At 43.8% G+C, this 17,285-nt stretch carries 10 protein-coding genes; 8 read left to right on the forward strand and 2 right to left on the reverse strand.

What is annotated here, in order from left to right:
• Nucleotides 1-357 precede the first annotated feature (357 nt).
• Entirely contained in the window at nt 358-1,374 is a 1,017-nt protein-coding gene (locus BUB99_RS19360) for a zinc-binding dehydrogenase (RefSeq protein WP_073125474.1), read from the forward strand.
• 12 nt (nt 1,375-1,386) lie between these two features.
• Here BUB99_RS19360 and BUB99_RS19365 read toward each other — a convergent pair whose 3' ends face one another.
• Nucleotides 1,387-2,436, reverse strand: a complete 1,050-nt coding sequence (locus BUB99_RS19365) for an AMP-binding protein (RefSeq protein WP_073125477.1) — start codon at nt 2,434-2,436, stop codon at nt 1,387-1,389.
• 251 nt (nt 2,437-2,687) lie between these two features.
• Here BUB99_RS19365 and BUB99_RS19370 point away from each other — a divergent pair, with 251 nt between their 5' ends.
• Nucleotides 2,688-4,169 carry a NupC/NupG family nucleoside CNT transporter gene (locus BUB99_RS19370; RefSeq protein WP_073125479.1) on the forward strand — a complete coding sequence of 494 codons (1,482 nt, stop codon included), beginning with the start codon at nt 2,688-2,690 and terminating at the stop codon, nt 4,167-4,169.
• 27 nt (nt 4,170-4,196) lie between these two features.
• Here BUB99_RS19370 and pckA read toward each other — a convergent pair whose 3' ends face one another.
• Nucleotides 4,197-5,822, reverse strand: a complete 1,626-nt coding sequence (gene pckA / locus BUB99_RS19375; RefSeq protein ID WP_073125482.1) for a phosphoenolpyruvate carboxykinase (ATP) — start codon at nt 5,820-5,822, stop codon at nt 4,197-4,199.
• Between the two features lie 409 nt (nt 5,823-6,231).
• On the opposite strand from pckA, the gene BUB99_RS19380 reads away from it, so the two are divergent.
• The 6 genes from BUB99_RS19380 to BUB99_RS19405 form a co-directional block, all read left to right on the forward strand.
• Nucleotides 6,232-9,504, forward strand: a complete 3,273-nt coding sequence (locus tag BUB99_RS19380; RefSeq protein WP_073125485.1) for a HEAT repeat domain-containing protein — start codon at nt 6,232-6,234, stop codon at nt 9,502-9,504.
• Between the two features lie 24 nt (nt 9,505-9,528).
• Nucleotides 9,529-11,025, forward strand: coding sequence for a hypothetical protein (locus BUB99_RS19385; protein WP_073125488.1), 1,497 nt, complete (start codon nt 9,529-9,531; stop codon nt 11,023-11,025).
• Between the two features lies 1 nt (nt 11,026).
• The gene (locus tag BUB99_RS19390; protein WP_073125491.1) at nt 11,027-14,200 is read left to right on the forward strand and encodes an nSTAND1 domain-containing NTPase; all 3,174 of its coding nucleotides are present in this window, start codon (nt 11,027-11,029) and stop codon (nt 14,198-14,200) included.
• Nucleotides 14,201-14,217: 17 nt separating this feature from the next.
• Nucleotides 14,218-15,351, forward strand: coding sequence for an outer membrane beta-barrel protein (locus tag BUB99_RS19395; protein ID WP_139281112.1), 1,134 nt, complete (start codon nt 14,218-14,220; stop codon nt 15,349-15,351).
• Nucleotides 15,352-15,358: 7 nt separating this feature from the next.
• Nucleotides 15,359-16,708, forward strand: coding sequence for a hypothetical protein (locus tag BUB99_RS19400; protein WP_139281113.1), 1,350 nt, complete (start codon nt 15,359-15,361; stop codon nt 16,706-16,708).
• A 200-nt stretch (nt 16,709-16,908) separates the two neighbouring features.
• On the forward strand, nt 16,909-17,285 hold a 377-nt coding region (locus BUB99_RS19405; protein ID WP_139281114.1), incomplete at its 3' end, for a hypothetical protein.

The following is a 17,285-nucleotide window of genomic DNA, read 5'->3' on the forward strand; positions in this document are numbered from 1 at the left end:
TCTTTACGCTCCGCCCCAGTTCATTAAATCATACTTTCATAGCCTCTTTTCTTAAGTCTAGGGATGGGAATGGTCGTTCTCAAGATAGGACTCTGGGCTACTGCCCATCTCGTTCGGCAGCATTTGTAATGCGACCGTATCTTAAGGGCATGTGTCATGCCTCAGCTGACCAATCAGCACTCTATTCTTTCTTGTTGCCTTTCCTTGAGCGCACCAGCAGGATCTTTCCCAAAAACAATGTTTGTGTCCTCAAATAGGTTTTGCGTAGTGCGGTTGGTTATTCATTATTGGGAGCTATTGGTTAAAGGCTAGGTTGGCGGTTTTGTTTACTTTTGTATCCCAATAAAACAAGTCAACATGCTCAGACAAGCTTACCGAATCGATAAAGTCGGCTCTACCGCCAACCTCAAACTAGTAGAAGAAGAAATCTCCGCTCCACAACCCAATGAGGTGCAAGTGGAGGTCAAAACCATCGGGCTCAATTTTGCAGATGTATTTGCCATCCATGGGCTGTACAGTGCCACGCCTAAGGGGAGTTTCGTGCCTGGGCTAGAGTTTTGTGGTGTGGTGGATCAAGTCGGCGATCAGGTCACCACCTACAAGAAAGGGGACAAAGTCATGGGCGTGACGCGCTTTGGGGGCTATGCCTCGCGTCTCAATATCGACGATAGGCACATCGTACCGTTGCCTGAGGGCTGGACAGAGGAGGAGGGCGCGGCGTTTCTCGTACAGGGACTGACCGCCTACTATGCGCTGGTCTATCTCGGGGGATTGAAAAAAGGGCAGAATGTCCTGATCCACAGTGGGGCAGGTGGTGTAGGGATACTGGCCAACCGCATAGCCAAGTGCTACGAGGCGTTCACAGTAGGTACAGTCGGCAGTGACCGAAAACTGGACGTGCTGGCACGCGAAGGGTTTGATGCTTCGATCGTGCGTAGCAAGGCATTCGAAGCGGATTTGAAAAAGTCGCTGGGCGATCGTGAGCTCAATGTGATTATAGAGACGATCGGGGGAGAGATCTTTAAGGCGGGCTACAAGACCATGGCGCCTCAGGGCAGAATGGTCGTCGTGGGTGCCTCGCAGTTCGCCTCTCCGGGCTCTAAACCCAACTACTTCAAACTGCTCTGGAAGTTTCTCACCCGTCCCAAACTAGATCCACAGCAGATGATACAGGAGAACAAATCGGTGATGGGATTCAACCTGATCTGGCTGTATGAGAAGGTAGAGATCATGGATGAGCTATTGGTGGCGATGAACAAGCTGGATTTGGGCAAGCCCTTCGTAGGGAGTGTTTTTGCTTTCGATCAGCTGCATGATGCCATCAAGCTGTTTCAGAGTGGTAAGTCTACAGGCAAAGTCGTGGTGAAACTCTAGTGTAATCTAGTCCTAGTGTAGCTGTTGCATGGTGGTTTTTCGGTTGAGTTTTCCGCTTTCGGTCGTGATAAAGGGCGTGATGGTATGCTGTTCCTTTGGACTGTGGTGTTTGGAGAACTGATCGGTGATCAGTGCCTGTATCTGACCGAAGAGCGCATCGGTGATGGCAGTTTCTGTGATCAATACGCACTTGCTGCCCAGCTGCGTGTCTGCTACGCTGCTGATGAAGTAGTGCGTCTGAGGTAGTAGCGATGCGATGGTTTTTTCCAACTGCTCCGGATGGATTTTGATGCCGCCAGAGTTGATTACGAAATCCGCCCTGCCTAGCCATAGAAATTTCTTGGGAGACAAAATCTGAACGACATCCGTCGTTTGGATGCGTTGATTGTCCGTGATGATGCCTGATATGTTGAGGCATTGTGCCTCGTCTTGACCTATTTTGACACCATCGATCACGTCATAGTATGCGTCTTCGCTCTTGCCTTGTACCTTCATGAGTGCGATGTGACTGACCGTCTCGGTCATGCCGTAGGTCAGGTAGATGTTGGTGTTGAGAGACGACAAAATATCAAAAGCTTCGCCAGAGAGTGGTGCGCCACCGATGAGTATGTTTTTGATTCCTTCCAGTTGACCAAAGCTGCGGTCTTCGATCATTTTGTAGATCTGGAAAGGGACGAAGGACGCAAAGTCTATAGGGTGGTCCAGCAGGTGCAGCGGGTTAGCGCTGGGTTTTTCGATGTAGATGTCCATGTCGAGGATGAGCGCTCTGGCCATCATCATGGTGGAGGCGATGTAGGCAGGGCTCAGACAGAGCAATACCCGATCTTTGGGACTCAGGGATAGTGCTCTGGCACTGGCGAAGACACTGGTTTCTATTTGTCTACGTTTGATTTCTATTTTTTTTGGCTTTCCCGTAGAGCCAGACGACTGAAAATGAAAAGTTTTTTGATCTGATAGCCATCCCTCGATGAATGCAAACAGCGCGGCATAGGAAGGGACAGTGCTGGCGAGTTGGACAAACTCCTGTGGACTATATACAGTGTTTTCGAAGTGGATTTTCATGTGTCTTTGTTTTCATTGCCAAAATTGGTCATTCGGGATGAGGAGAACAAACCTCTTTTGGATATTAGCTGCTCTACTGGCGTGTCGCAGTTGATTGACACTCCTATAATCTCCTGATGGTGGGAATCATTTCTTATGCCTTTTCCCACCTAGAAGGAAAGTTATCCTGCAAATGCTTTGTCCTCAATGTTAACGGCTGTTAATTTAGCGTTTGGTTTAACTCACTACTTTTAGCCTTAAGGTGCCCTTTGATGATATTTAGAAGTTTCGCTCTTTTACTTCTGACCATAATGTGTTTGGTCTGGAGTCCTGTCTTAGCAGATACGATCCCTGCACAATCTACAATAGCACCGGTACCTATCGATACGGTGATCAGTGCTCCACAAGATTCTATAATCGCTCAGTCTGTCATGGGGGAACAACTCCAACCGCTAGAAGAGGAAAATAGAGTGGTGTCGGTGTTGCGTGGTATGCTGGGTATGGCGGTGTTGATCCTGATAGCATGGCTATTTAGTAGCAACCGTCGCGCGATACGCTGGAAGGTTGTCGGGATAGGGTTGGCCATTCAGGTAGCTTTGGCAATGGGCGTATTGCACTTGTCATTTGTACGCGCGATTTTCGAGTTTGTAGGACGGATATTTACACAGGTTTTGGAGTTCACCAAGATAGGGAGTCAGTTCCTGTTCGGTAGTCTGATGGATATAGATTCTATGGGCTACATTTTTGCGCTACAGATTCTACCTACTGTGATATTCTTCTCAGCGATTACGAGTGTGCTTTTCTATTTAGGTGTGATTCAAAAGGTCGTATATGGGTTGGCATGGTTGCTCAGCAAGGCACTCAAGCTGAGTGGTGCGGAAAGCCTGAGTGTAGCGGGGAATATATTTTTGGGCCAGACAGAAGCGCCGCTGCTTATCAAAGGGTATCTGGATAACATGAATCGCTCCGAGATCCTACTGGTGATGACAGGCGGCATGGCTACTGTGGCTGGAGGGGTGCTGGCAGCATACATTGGTTTTTTGGGAGGAGGCGATCCCGTGCAGCGATTGATTTTTGCAAAGCATCTGCTGGCGGCATCTATCATGGCTGCCCCAGGAGCAGTGATCATATCCAAGATCATCTATCCACAGACAGAGTCTATAGACTCAGAGGTTAAGATCACACGAATGAATGTAGGATCGAATTTTCTAGACGCGATGGCGAATGGCACGACCGAAGGGCTAAAATTAGCCTTGAATGTCGGTGCGATGCTGCTGGTGTTCTTTGCCTTTCTAGCCATGTTCAACTTTGTCCTATTCAAAGTCGGAGATGTGACCAACTGGAATGAGGCGATTGCGTCATTCTCTAATGGCAACTATGATTCGCTATCCTTGGAGTTTTTGCTAGGGTATCTTTTTGCACCGTTGATGTGGCTCATAGGCGTAGGGACGGAAGATATCACCTTGGTCGGGCGCTTGTTAGGGGAGAAGATCATCGCTAGCGAGTTTGTAGGATATGAAAGCTTAGCGAGACTCAAAGAGTTGGGTGCTTTTAGTCAACAAAAATCCATCATCATGGCGACTTATATGCTTTGTGGATTTGCCAATTTCGCCTCTATAGGGATACAAATCGGAGGGATTGGCGGTTTAGCACCGAGCCAGAAAGTGGTACTGTCAGAGTTGGGCTTCAAAGCCTTGATCGCAGGGACGCTGGCTTCACTCATGTCTGCCACGATCGTCGGGATGATCATGTAAAAAGGCGGCCTTTCGACCGCCTTTCCATTAGTTGTTTTTGTAGTTCAAATTCGGGACAGGTTGCCCTGACATGATTTCGTCATTGGCATATTCCTCGAATTTCTTAAAGTTCTCTCTAAACTTAGTCGCGAGCTCGTTGGCCTTGGCGTAGTAGCCATCATCGTCTTTCCAAGTCTCTCGTGGGCTTAGTAGCTCCGATGGTACATCTGGGCAAGTCATCGGGATTTGAACCCCATAGATCGAGTGTGTTCTGAATCCTACATTGTCCAAAGTCCCATTGAGTGCTGCAGAAATCATCGCTCGGGTATACTTGAGCTTCATTCTAGAACCCACACCATAGGGACCTCCAGTCCAACCTGTGTTGATGAGCCATACATCCACCTCATTTTCTTCCATCTTTTTACCGAGCATCTCAGCGTATTTGGTGGGATGCAAAGGGAGGAAGGGCGCTCCAAAGCAGGCACTAAATACGGTCTGAGGTTCGGTGACACCAGCTTCTGTACCAGCGACTTTGGCAGTGTAGCCTGAGATGAAGTGGTACATCGCTTGTCCTTTGCTCATCTTAGAGATAGGAGGGATGACCCCAAAAGCATCACAAGTCAAGAAGAAGATGTTTCTCGGGATACCACCGATCGATGGATCAGCTGCATTGGCTATATGATCGATAGGGTAGGCTGCACGGGTGTTTTCTGTTACCGATACATTTTCGTAATCCACGAGGCGTGTTCCTTCGTGGTAGCGTGTGTTTTCAACGATTGCGCCATATTTGATGGCACGGAAGATGTCGGGCTCATTCTTTTCTTTGAGGTCAATGACCTTAGCGTAGCAGCCCCCTTCGAAGTTGAAAACGTTTTGGTCGGTCCAGCCGTGTTCATCATCTCCGATCAAGTCACGGTTCGGGTCAGCTGATAGGGTCGTTTTACCAGTGCCAGACAATCCAAAGAAGATGGCGGTGTCTTTCTTTTGTAGTCCCATGTTAGCAGAGCAGTGCATGGATAGTACATTTTCGTTGACTGGGAGTAGGTAGTTGAGTACGGAGAAAATCCCCTTTTTCATCTCGCCAGCGTAGGCTGTACCTCCTATGAGGATGACACGTTTCTTCATGTTGATCACAGCGAAATTTTTGCTGCGTGTTCCGTCTACCGATGGGTCAGCTTCAAATTCCGGAATGCATAGAATGGTGAAGTTGGGGTTAAACTCCTTGAGCTTGTAGCTGTCAGGTCTCAGGAACATGTTGTGACAAAATAGGTTGTGCCATGCGAGTGTGTTGATCACACGTAAGTTGAGCCGGTAGGTTTTGTCAGCCCCTGCATAGGCATCCCTTACATAGATTTTTTTACCCGCTAGATGCGCTAACATTTTCTCGTGTAGCTGCTGAAATTTCTCTTCTTCAAAGGGGAGGTTGATGTCATTCCACCAAATGTGTGAACTAGACTCAGGCTCATCCACGATGAATCGATCCTTTGGAGACCTGCCGGTAAACTTGCCTGTGTCACACATGAGTGCTCCAGTGCTAGTGAGCGTGCCTTCTTGGTTGATGAGCGCTTCTTCGATCAATGCAGAAGGTGTCAAGTTCCAATGAACCTCTGCCGCTTTTTGAATTCCAGATGCCGCACTGCCATGTGGGTCTGGAATAATTCCGAATTGTTGCATTTATGTATTTGGGTTTAATGTTGAGGTAAAGTTAAAAGGTTTGAGATATTCTCCTGATTGTCAAGGATACAAAATCCCAATCTTACAATAATCCAAAAAAGTAGGATTATATACTGTCTATTTTGCAGGATTCTTATACTAGAGAATATTTCGCATGGTTATATCCATATCACTCTCTGTTCTGCGGTTTTATATAGGTTCTATTTCGTTTTTTTTCTTAAGTTTGAATATTGAACGAACTAGCTATACTGTACTCAACCAACTAATTAGAACTTAAACTTATCAATTAGTAGCATTCGAGTGGGAAGAGAATAAGTTTAGTATTCGAAAAGTCCAATTGTATATTGGAATAGTTTTGTACATAGCTGTTCGCTTAGTTAAAGGATATTTTAAACTTTTACGCTCAAACGTGCTTCAATCATTTTTAGCCTTTCTTGGAGGGAAACCTGGCGAAGAGAAAACCATGCTTTTACTTTTGGGTAAAGGATTTTTCATGGGGGTATTCTTAGCGACCTATTTAGTGGGTGCAGAGACTCTGTTTATCAGTACGGTGGGCAAGGAGTATCTTGATGACGCCTTCTTTATTACAGGAATTCTAGGAGTGATTACTACAGCACTCTATGTTTATATCCAGAAACGATCCAATTTTTCGACACTCGTCGTGTCTAATGCTTTTTTGACTTTCTTGTTTATTGCGCTCCTGAGAGCCGCCTTTTGGTATTTTGATTACAACCAGACGGATAAGGGCTTTCATGTTTTGCCTTTTATACTCTTCGTAATGAATGGTCCGATTTCGGCTATCACTTTACTCGGTTTCTGGGGGATATTTGGTAGAATTTTCGATCTCAAACAAGCCAAACGTACCATTGGAGGTATCGATACAGGACAATTGACTGCTACGATGTTGGCTTTTTTCTCAATTCCACTTTTGACGAGACTTCATATTGTAGATGAAACCTATGATTTGCTGATGATCTCTGCGGTATCGGCATTTGGCGTACTGTTGCTTACTATCTGGATAGTAAAGGACTATAACCTTGACAGTGCTACGAAGATTAGACAGGACGATACTTTCAAAGTGCGAGAGGTATCTTATAAAGATTTGTTTAGAGATAAGTATATGCGGATGCTATGCTTGTTTATGGTGTTTTCCATGAGTTCGGCGGTTTTTGCAAACTATCTCTACATTTCTGCGACGGAGATTATGTATCCAGTAGACAGGGAAACGGGAGATGATACCGAGTTGAGAAATTTTCTGTCATTTGCAAATGCGGCGGTCATGGTACTTAGTTTCATTATCCAAAGTTTCATTAATGATATTATCATTGGTCGATTCGGGTTGAGAGTCTCACTGATGGTGATGCCGCTAGTACTGGGATTGTTTACAATAGGTGCAATATTTTCTGGGCATATGTTCGGGTATGAAGAGAAGACGGATGAGTTCTTGTTTTTCTTTATATTTCTAGTGGTGGGTAAAGTGTTTACTTCATCTCTGAAAGACGCGCTCGAAAATCCCGCTTTTAAGCTTTTCTTCCTGCCTTTTGATGTCAAGATACGTTTTGATATTCAGTCACGTATCGAAGGGGTAGTTAATCAGATTGCCATTCTTGTAGCTGGTGGTTTGCAGATTGGACTAGGGTTATTGGCCTTCTTTGAGTTGATACACTATGCTTATTTTATTTTGGTGCTGGCAGTGTTTATTATCTACTATGCTGGTAAGCTGTACATCGAGTATAAGTCTCAGTTGCTCATTACGCTAGAAGATCAAAAGATCAAGCTCAAAGGAGCGGGTACTAAGAATGATCAGAATACGATCAACATCATCAAGAAGGAGTTGAGACGGCGAGATCCTGATCGTATTTTGAATGCACTCAAGCTCATGGAGAAGATGGAGCCTATTTTATTGGACTTCTCATTGCTGGATTTTATTCGGTCCGAGCACAAAGACTTAAGGCTATTTGCCTATAACAGGTTGGGCTTCCTTATGAGTTTCAATACATTAGATATTTTGGAGCGTGAGATTAAGAAGGAAGAAGACGCCGAGGTGAGAGGTGTAGCTGCCGAGACTATCGAGATACTTCATGAGCTAGAGGATTATGAGTTGACCGAGTTAGGAATCAAAAAACTCGTGCGATCCACAGAAACTACAGATCGGATCTATGCAGCACGTGTACTGACCAAATTGGATGATGATAAGTTTGTGCCTTTTTTGACCGAATTGCTACGAGATATTAATCCGTCGGTTCGCCGTGCAGCCATCACCACTGCGGGTAAGTTGAAGCGTCCAGAGTTTTGGAATGTATTGATAGAGAACCTTCATATCCCTGCTTATAGTAATTATGCTGATTCGGCACTGATCGCGTCTGGTGAAACGGTTTTTTATGCCATAGATTCGGCCTTCTACAAGACAGGGCAGCATCTGGATACCATGGTTCGTATTGTTCAGATTATGGGAAAAGTAGGAGGACGGACAGCTATCGAGATGCTCTGGAAGAAAATAGAATTTCCAGACAAAAACATTATCTCAGAACTGCTATTGTCTCTCAGTTATATTGGTTTTGAAGCGAAGGATTTTCAAGCAGCACGAATTAGACTCGCGATTGAAAGTACGATCAGTGATTTGGCATGGAACATCAAGGCACTACAAGACGTGCCAGAAGAAGATTTCTTTGATCGTATGATTCATACGGCCTTTGCAGAGGAGAATAAGAAAAATTTCGACCTGATCTTTATGTTGCTATCTATGATATACGATGCACAGAGTATCAAACTGGTTAGGGATAATATCGATTTGGGTACCACAGATAGTGTGTCTTTTGGTATAGAAATGTTGGATATTTTTGTGGATGAAAACCTAAAACCAAAACTATCTTCTGTTTTGGATGATCTGCCAGATGAGGAGAAGTTGAAGAAGTTGAATAATTACTTCCCGCCAGAAAACTTCGAGGATTATTCGGATTTACTCCTGCAGATCGTGAATCGAGATTATAATAATATCAATAAGTATACGAAGTGTTTGGCAATCTATAAGTTGTCAAAAATAAGAGGGCAGCAAGTGACCAATGATTTGATTGCTAACCTGTTCAACCCAGACTATATGATGGTGCAAACGGCAGCAGCTGCGATATATAAACTGGATCATGAGACTTATCAATACCATACTAAGCGACTCAGACCTGCGTTGAAAAAGAAGCTTGATAAGGATATTGTACCTCCAGTGTTTAAAACCAACGAAGAAGGCTATCATCAGAAGTTGTTGATCATTGAGCGTACGATTATGCTCAAGCAAATAGAGATTTTCAAAGGTATTCCTGGAGTTATTCTTTTGGAACTATCAAGTAGGTTTGATGAGATCAAAGTGGCCAATAATACCACTGTAGCGGAGATTGGAGACTCAGGCAGCATGCCTGTGTATATAGTACTAAAGGGACAATTGCGAGTAGATTATGAGGATGGTACATCTAGAATCATAGAGGAACGCGGGATTGTGGGACACAAAATGATTTTGTCAACTGATCGATATGCATATAACCTAACCACAGAGACGGAGTGTCTATTACTGACCATAGGAAAAGATGAATTATACGACGCTGTCTCTCGCAATGTAGAGATGGTGGACGGTATTTTGACTATAGTTAATGAAAGTGAAATTGAGGAAGAAGAGGAGTCAATATTCATTTGATAATCACCTGTAAACAAATAGTTAATGAAATTTGAACACGACATATTGCTTGCATACCATACCTTGGATGACGAACCTATTGGTGGAGGAAGTAAAGGGTGGGTCACTAACTTTTACCGGTTCTTGTCTACGCTCGTAGAGCAGGTGTCAGGCACAAAGTCTAAGATAAAAATGGTGAATGAAAAGGATAGTCATGTGGACTTATACAATGGCTGTTCTGTTTTAGTTCCGATTTTTTCCAAACATTTTTTGAGCAACCCGACCCTTATCAATGGGGTCAATCTATTCGCCAGTTCGGCCAAAGAAAATAACAACCTACAAATGGATGGGCTATCAAGGCTCCTCAAAGTGATCAAATTCCCCATTGATGTAGATGAATATTTACCAGACTATTCGGATATTCTATCCTATGATTTTTATCAGATTGACTCACTGACAGGTGAACCACAGGAGTTTAGACGGTTTTTTGGTAATGAAGCTGAACGAAGCTACTGGATGAAGATGGTGGATATGGCCTATGATATTCATCAGATTCAAAAGAAAATGTCTGAAGTGACTTCTAAGGAGACCGTAGTGTCAGAAGTGACTAGAGAGAAAACCATTTATCTCGCAAACTCTGGGGTGGACATGATCATACAGAGAGACATTGTCAAGAGAGAGTTGATTCGTCATGGTTATCGTGTGTTACCAGATCAGTCTCTCCCTAAAGAAATACATGCTTTGGAGTCAGCTGTGAAGCGTGATTTGGCAGCATGTTGTCTGTCTATTCACTTGATAGGAGAGGACTATGGTTACTCCCCTCGAGGGTCAGAGCTGTCTATTGTTGATATTCAGAATAAACTGGCTTCTATGCATACTTTCGAGATGCATGAGCAGAATAAGAGAGACCATACTTCTGAGAAATTCAGTCGATTGATTTGGCTGTCCCCAGATTTGAAAAATGTCACCGAGAGACAAAAAATATTTATTGAAGATCTGAAAACTGACGCAGCTGCCTTGGATGAGGCAGAAGTTCTTCAAATCCCGTTACAAGAGTTGAAATCTATCATCAGAGAGGAATTGGTCACAGGAGGCCGTTTCAAGGCCAAGGAAGTAAAGCGTGATGAGTCTTTGCCAGATGAGGGCAACATTATTTATTTGATCTGTGATCAACTCGACGTAGAAGCCTCTCAGCCTGTATTTCAGTACCTGAAAAAGAAAGGCTATAATGTTGTGACTACTCTTTTCGAAGGACAATTAATGGATTTAAGGTATTTGCATCAGGAGAATTTGAGACGTTGTGATGCCTCGTTGATTTATTTCGGTCGATCATCCGAAGATTGGATCAGAACGAAGCTCCAAGATCTCCTGAAGGCGCCAGGGTTTGGTAGAACCAAGCCGATGAGAGCATCAGCAATATATGCAGAAGATAAGACTAAACTAATAAATCAGAATGTTCAATTGACCAGAACTATGGTGTTGGGAGATAGTGACTTCTCTCCCAATACTCTCGAACCATTCTTAGCTAAACTGGAAAATTAATATGAGCGAAAAAGAAATGATAACCGACGAATATGGGCAATCAGATGTTGCACAGTTCGTAGATCCTTTTCCCGGTCTTCGACCATTTGGGATAGAGGAGAGCCATTTGTTTTTTGGACGGGAAGGCCAAAGTGATGAGGTACTCATGAAGCTTTCGGAGAATAAGTTCGTGGGGATTTTAGGAGCATCGGGTAGTGGAAAGTCTTCACTGATGTACTGTGGTCTGATACCGACTCTCTATGGTGGTTTTATGACACAGGCTGGCTCTAACTGGCGCATTGTCGTGACCAGACCAGGAGGGGGGCCGATAGATAATCTGGCCGAGTCACTTTTGCTCAAAGATGAGCAGTACAATAGTATAGATGATGAGGATAAGCTCATCCGCAAGACAATTACTTCTACGGTATTGAGGAGTAGTTCTCTTGGTCTAATAGAAGCAGTCAAACAGCTCAAGTCTTCTGATCAGGAGAATGTCTTGATTTTAGTGGATCAATTTGAAGAGCTATTTAGATATAAAAAATTAGAAACTCTGTCTTCGGACTTGGATGAATCTTCCGCATTTGTCAACTTGTTGTTGGAGGCAGTTCATCAGTATGATGCTCCGATCTATGTGGCACTAACGATGCGTTCCGATTTTATCGGTGATTGTGCGCAGTTTCCTGAACTGACGCAAATGATTAACGATAGTCACTACCTCATCCCTCAGATGACACGTGATCAGAAGCGTCTAGCTATAGAAGGACCTGTGGCAGTAGGAGGAGGTAAGATCGCCCCACGACTTACACAGCAACTTCTCAATGACGTAGGAGATAACCCTGATCAACTACCAATTCTACAGCATGCGCTCATGCGTACATGGCAGTTTTGGAAGGAGCATCGTCGTGAAGAGGAACCCATGGACCTCAAGCATTATAATGCGGTAGGAACCTTGAGAGAGGCACTTTCTCAGCATGCTAATGAAGCGTTTGATTCTCTGTCTAAACGTGAGCAACAGATTTGTGAGTCCATGTTTAAGGCATTGACAGAGCGGGGGACGGAATCGTCAGGTATTAGGCGACCTACAAAAGTTTCTACGATTGCGTCTATTGCAGGTGTGACAGAGGACGAAGTAGGACGAGTAGTGGATAAATTCCGAGAACCTGGTAGGACATTGTTGATGCCACCACATGGGGTTAGGTTAGATTCAGATACTGTTATTGATATTTCTCACGAAAGTTTGATGAGGATATGGACACGACTAAAGTCATGGTTGGACGAAGAGTCACGCTCGGCAGAGATGTATCTGAAACTGTCCGAATCTGCTGAAAGGTTCCAACTCGGACGAGCTGGTCTGTGGAAGATGCCAGATTTACAACTGGCACTCAACTGGGAGGAGGAAAATAAGCCTACATTGGTCTGGGGGCAGCGCTATGAGCCTGCTTTTGAGCGAACCATGGTGTTCCTAGAGACCAGTAAGAAAGCCTACGAAACTGAACAAAGAAACAAAGAGCTTCTACAAAAGAGAGCCCTTCAGCGCTCACGTTTGGTTGCTGTCGTGCTCGGGGTAGCAATGTTGATTTGTATTTTCTTCGTGGTATTGGCACAGATACGAGCGGGAGAAGCGAACAAGCAGAAAGCACAAGCAGAAGCCAACTTGCAACTAGCAGCTATCGCGCAAAAGAAAGCTGAGGAACAAGAGCAGAAAGCAACCGAAAAGGCAACAGAAGCACGAAAGCAAACCCGACTGGCACAGGAAGCTGCAGAATTAGCCAAGATTGAACAACAAAAGGCTGAGGAACAAAAGCGCCTTGCCGATGTGCAAAGACAGCGGGCAGAAGCAGCCCAAGTACGCGCTAATGAAAATGCAGAGGAAGCCAAGCGAAGTGCTGAACAAGCAAAGATTGCTGAGCTTGCCGCTGCGAAAAGTGCGGAGGTCGCCAATGAACAGCGACTAGCCGCGCTGGCACTTCGTTATCAGGCGATTGCTAACTCCATGGCCATCAAGTCTCAAAAAATTGATGATGACGTAGAGCAGCAGGCAGTCATAGCGCGTCAAGCTTGGTTGTTTGACGATGAGTATTCTAATAAGGAGTACAATCCTGATATATACGCGGGGGTTTATTATGCTACAAAGGCACTCACCGGTGGAGATTCGTCAGTGTACAATCATTTCCCTGGTCACTCCGAAGCAGTGAGGTCTGTCAAGTTCTCTAAGGATGGCAAGCGCATGTTCTCTGCGGCCAGTGATGGGCGTATTCTTTCATGGAATCTAAAAGATAAAACGAACAAGGAGATACTCAATGATAAGCAGGTTAACCGTGTCGTAGATATTAGTCCTGACGAGAAATGGTTAGCTGTAGGTAGTGACAATGATAATGTCTTACTCTATAATCTCAAGAATCCTGAAGCACTACCCAAAGAGATTACTGATCATAACGGCGTGGTTTTCGATTTGATCTTTTTGGGAGATAATAAAGGGTTTGTTTATACAGCTAGTGACAAAGTGGTGCGTTTACATGATTTTAACAAGAGTGTAGAAGTCGCACGCGTCACCTCTAGAGTTAAATCATTGACGATCAGTCCTGATGGGAGGTATCTCGCAGGCGGTAGCGATGCAGGTAGCGTGTATCTTTGGGATTTGAAAAATGATTTCGAGGAAAGCTCGTTATACGTCCAACAGGGAGCTTCAGTAAGTGCTGTAGCTTTTAGCAATGACGGTAATGTACTGGCGTTTGGGGATGATGATGGTGATATTGTCCTATGGGATTTGGTAGCCAATAGAACGATTAAAAAATTAACTAGCCATAGTGCGTCGATTACCGAGCTTGACTTCAATGAAGACAATTCTTTGTTGGCATCATCTAGTCTAGATGGAACAGCAAAAATATGGGTGATGGAATATCTCAATGATTTACCTATCAATCTAGATGACCATGAAAGCTTGGATAATGCAGGAAATAAAGGTTGGGTTTGGACCGTTCAATTTGCTCCAGATGGTAAACACCTGATGACAGGAGCAGGTGACGGAATCATTCGATGGTGGCCGACAGAGCCAGATGAGATGGCTCAGGCGATTTGTGGGTATGAGGTGATAGATGAAAATCTTAGTGAGACCACATGGGCGGCTTATGTAGGTGAAGGTATCGATTACGAATATACTTGCGAAGGATTACCAAAGAGACAAGAGTTAGAATAGCATAAACTGTAGAGAGTTTGAAGAAAATATTAATTCCATTTGTATTGATCTTAGGATTATCTGTTCGAGCATATGCTCAGGGCGGATGTACACAGAAGTTAAGTGAGGCAGAGGATTTGTACGAAGCGGGTCGCTTGTATGAAGTGACCAAAAAGCTAAAGGAAGGTTCTTGCCTACTAGATGCGAAATCAGGCTTTACCAAAGAGGAGCGAATCAGAGCTTATCGTTTGCTGGCTTTGGTGTACTTGTTTATGGATAATGAGCCAGATGCTGAGGACGCTGTAGTCAACTTGCTTTTGGTGGATCCTGAACATCCCGAGAATGACCCGAATGATCCAGCAGAGCTCAAGTTGCTCTTTGCTAAATACCGATCAAAGCCTATTTTTAGATTAGGTGTGTATGCAGGTATGAGCTATGCTTCAGTTCATTCTATGCAGGAATACGGGACTTATAATTTCAACAATGAGGGCTTTGATCGTGATGATTCTGGAACAGACCTGTCAAAAGAGTATGGTTCACTTCTAGGGTTTAAAGGGGGGCTGAGTATCGAGTATATGGTTGTTAAGAACCTTGAAATATTATTACGCATAGAGTACCTGAGGGCATCCTATGAAGTACAAGCTCAGCTTTTGAGTAACGGATCAAATGATGATTTTAATGCCAATTCTTTTGAAGTGTCTTTGTTAGAAAATCAGCAGTGGATGAATTTCCCACTAGGGTTGAGGTACAATTTTCCGTTAGGAAACGTGACTCCTTATATCACAGGAGGTGCATCTTATGGGTTCCTGCTCAAGTCTAGTATGACAGGGGATAGAGCAGGTTTGGCTACTAAATTTTTGACAGGTTTGGATCTGATGGAGTTAGATATGCGGAACAAAACGAATTGGTCTTATTTTGGAGGTTTGGGGCTGAAAATCAATATTAAGCGTACCAATTCATTGTTTTTTGAGGCGAGTTACAGTGTCGGTGCGGCCAATTTCGTCAATGGACAGAATAGGTATGCTTCTGATGACCTCACAATCAAAATGGCACATGTAGATGATGATTTGACACTAAATCACCTTGCGGTGACCGTCGGTTTTATCAAATCATTCTATAACCCGAAAAAGTATTCGGAAAAGAAACTCAAAAAATTGAATCAAAAAAAGTAGGTACGAAATGATAAATTATTGGAGACAATATCTGTTTGTATTTGTATCACTGGCTATGGTGGGGTGTATGGAAGAGGATCCGGATAGTGTCCCTCCTTCTCAAACCTATGTCAAGTATTTTGGAAGTACCGCAACCGAACAGATGGTAGATATGGTTCAGACGGTAGACAATGAGTTTTTGATGCTAGGTTATACCAATAACAAAGAGGCAGGTGATTTTGATTTTTACATCATCAAAACAGACTCAGCTGGTAATGGTATATGGCAACAGACCTATGGTTATAACCATGGCAATACATTTAGATCGGCGAGTCAAGATGTGCCTAAATCAGTTCGTCTCATCAATAATGATCAGAATTTACTGGCTATTGGTACCAGTGACGTGTCGGACACGCTCAGTATTTTGATGTTTAATATAGACGTGGCGTCTGGGGAGGTTGTGGATTCGCTGCGGTACCAGTACTACGACAATAGAACTGGTACCAACATAACAGACCGTGGATATGTATCGACATTGGGCGCAGATGTGTTGTATAACGAGTCGTCCAACGAGTATATCATACTGGGTAGTGTAGAGACATGGAGTAATAATATATACACCTCTGATCCTCAGAGTATACTATTGATGGCCATAGATGCTGGAGCAGATTGGCAAGACCCTAATTTGTCTCCCTCATGGATGGATATCGGTGGTCTACGTTTAGAAGATACGGGTATCAAGTTGATGGAGACTGATGGCGATTACTTTCTCTTATCTACGGTAACGATTCCTTTTGGTAGCAATCTAGGCTATGGCAATGAGGATGTGCTTCTTGCGGAGTTTAATCCATCAAGTGGTGCCTACATTAACAGTACACTGTATGGAACGACAGAGAATGACATTGCGGCCAATTTCATCTCCTATGGTAACTCACTCATGGTTGTAGGTACTACAGGGGACGACCAAAATGAAAAAGCATTTTACCTGAAAGTGCCTAAGGCACTGCCAGAGTCTGATTCAGAAGGGTTTGCGATAGATGTGGTAGGTAACGAGTCGCTTGGGCTCAATGCCAGCGGAACGCAGGGAAAGGATTTGATTCGCTTGCCCAATGGGAATATCTATATCGCAGGGCAGTTAAATGCCTATACGAGCCCTTCAGGAGAGTTTAAGGAAAATGAGATTGTGATTTTTAGAACAGATGGATTTGGGAATCTGGATACCGACAATTTTAGGATATATGGGAGTGAGGACAATGATCAGGCCAATGCCATACTATTGCAGGAGGATGGGGCGTTAGTCATTGGAGCTACCATCGATTTTGGATCTACCTCCATGATGTCGTTGATGAAAACCAACGTAAGAGGGGAGTTTAAGTGATTAGTAGCAATCTAATGATGAGTTTGTTTAAGAGTGAGGGGAGCAGGTTTCTAGATGTTGTAGATGGGGGTGAGTTAGAATTACAATCGATGAATATAAGTAGTCAAATGGGAGTCGTAGATAGGAAAGGGGAGGGTATTATTGACCTAATTAGTTTAACCAAAATCACATTGTTTTTGACATTGTTAATAAGAAAAAATATGAAGGCTAACTATTTTAAGAATCACTTTGCTTTGAGATTCGGTTTGTTTTTGACTCTTATTTTCATGGGAGCATTTTCTGTACTAGCTCAACCTACGATCACAGGATTGTCAGTTTCTTCTGACAATAGTTATGCAGATGTTACTTTTAGCGAAGGCGTTTATAATACAAATGGAGGTAGTGGTGCTTTAGAGTTAGGAGATTTTTCACCGAGTCTAAGTGGAGGAGTGGCTGTGAGTCCTGTAATATCTTCTGTGACACAAAATGATAATGTTGTAGAAGGAAGTGCGAGTTCCTTAGTAGGAGGAGAGAGTGTCGTACGTATATTTTTCAGTTATACGAATACAGCAGATGGATCAGAGACATTAGAGATTGA

Source organism: Reichenbachiella agariperforans, assembly GCF_900142205.1.
GTDB lineage: Bacteria > Bacteroidota > Bacteroidia > Cytophagales > Cyclobacteriaceae > Reichenbachiella > Reichenbachiella agariperforans.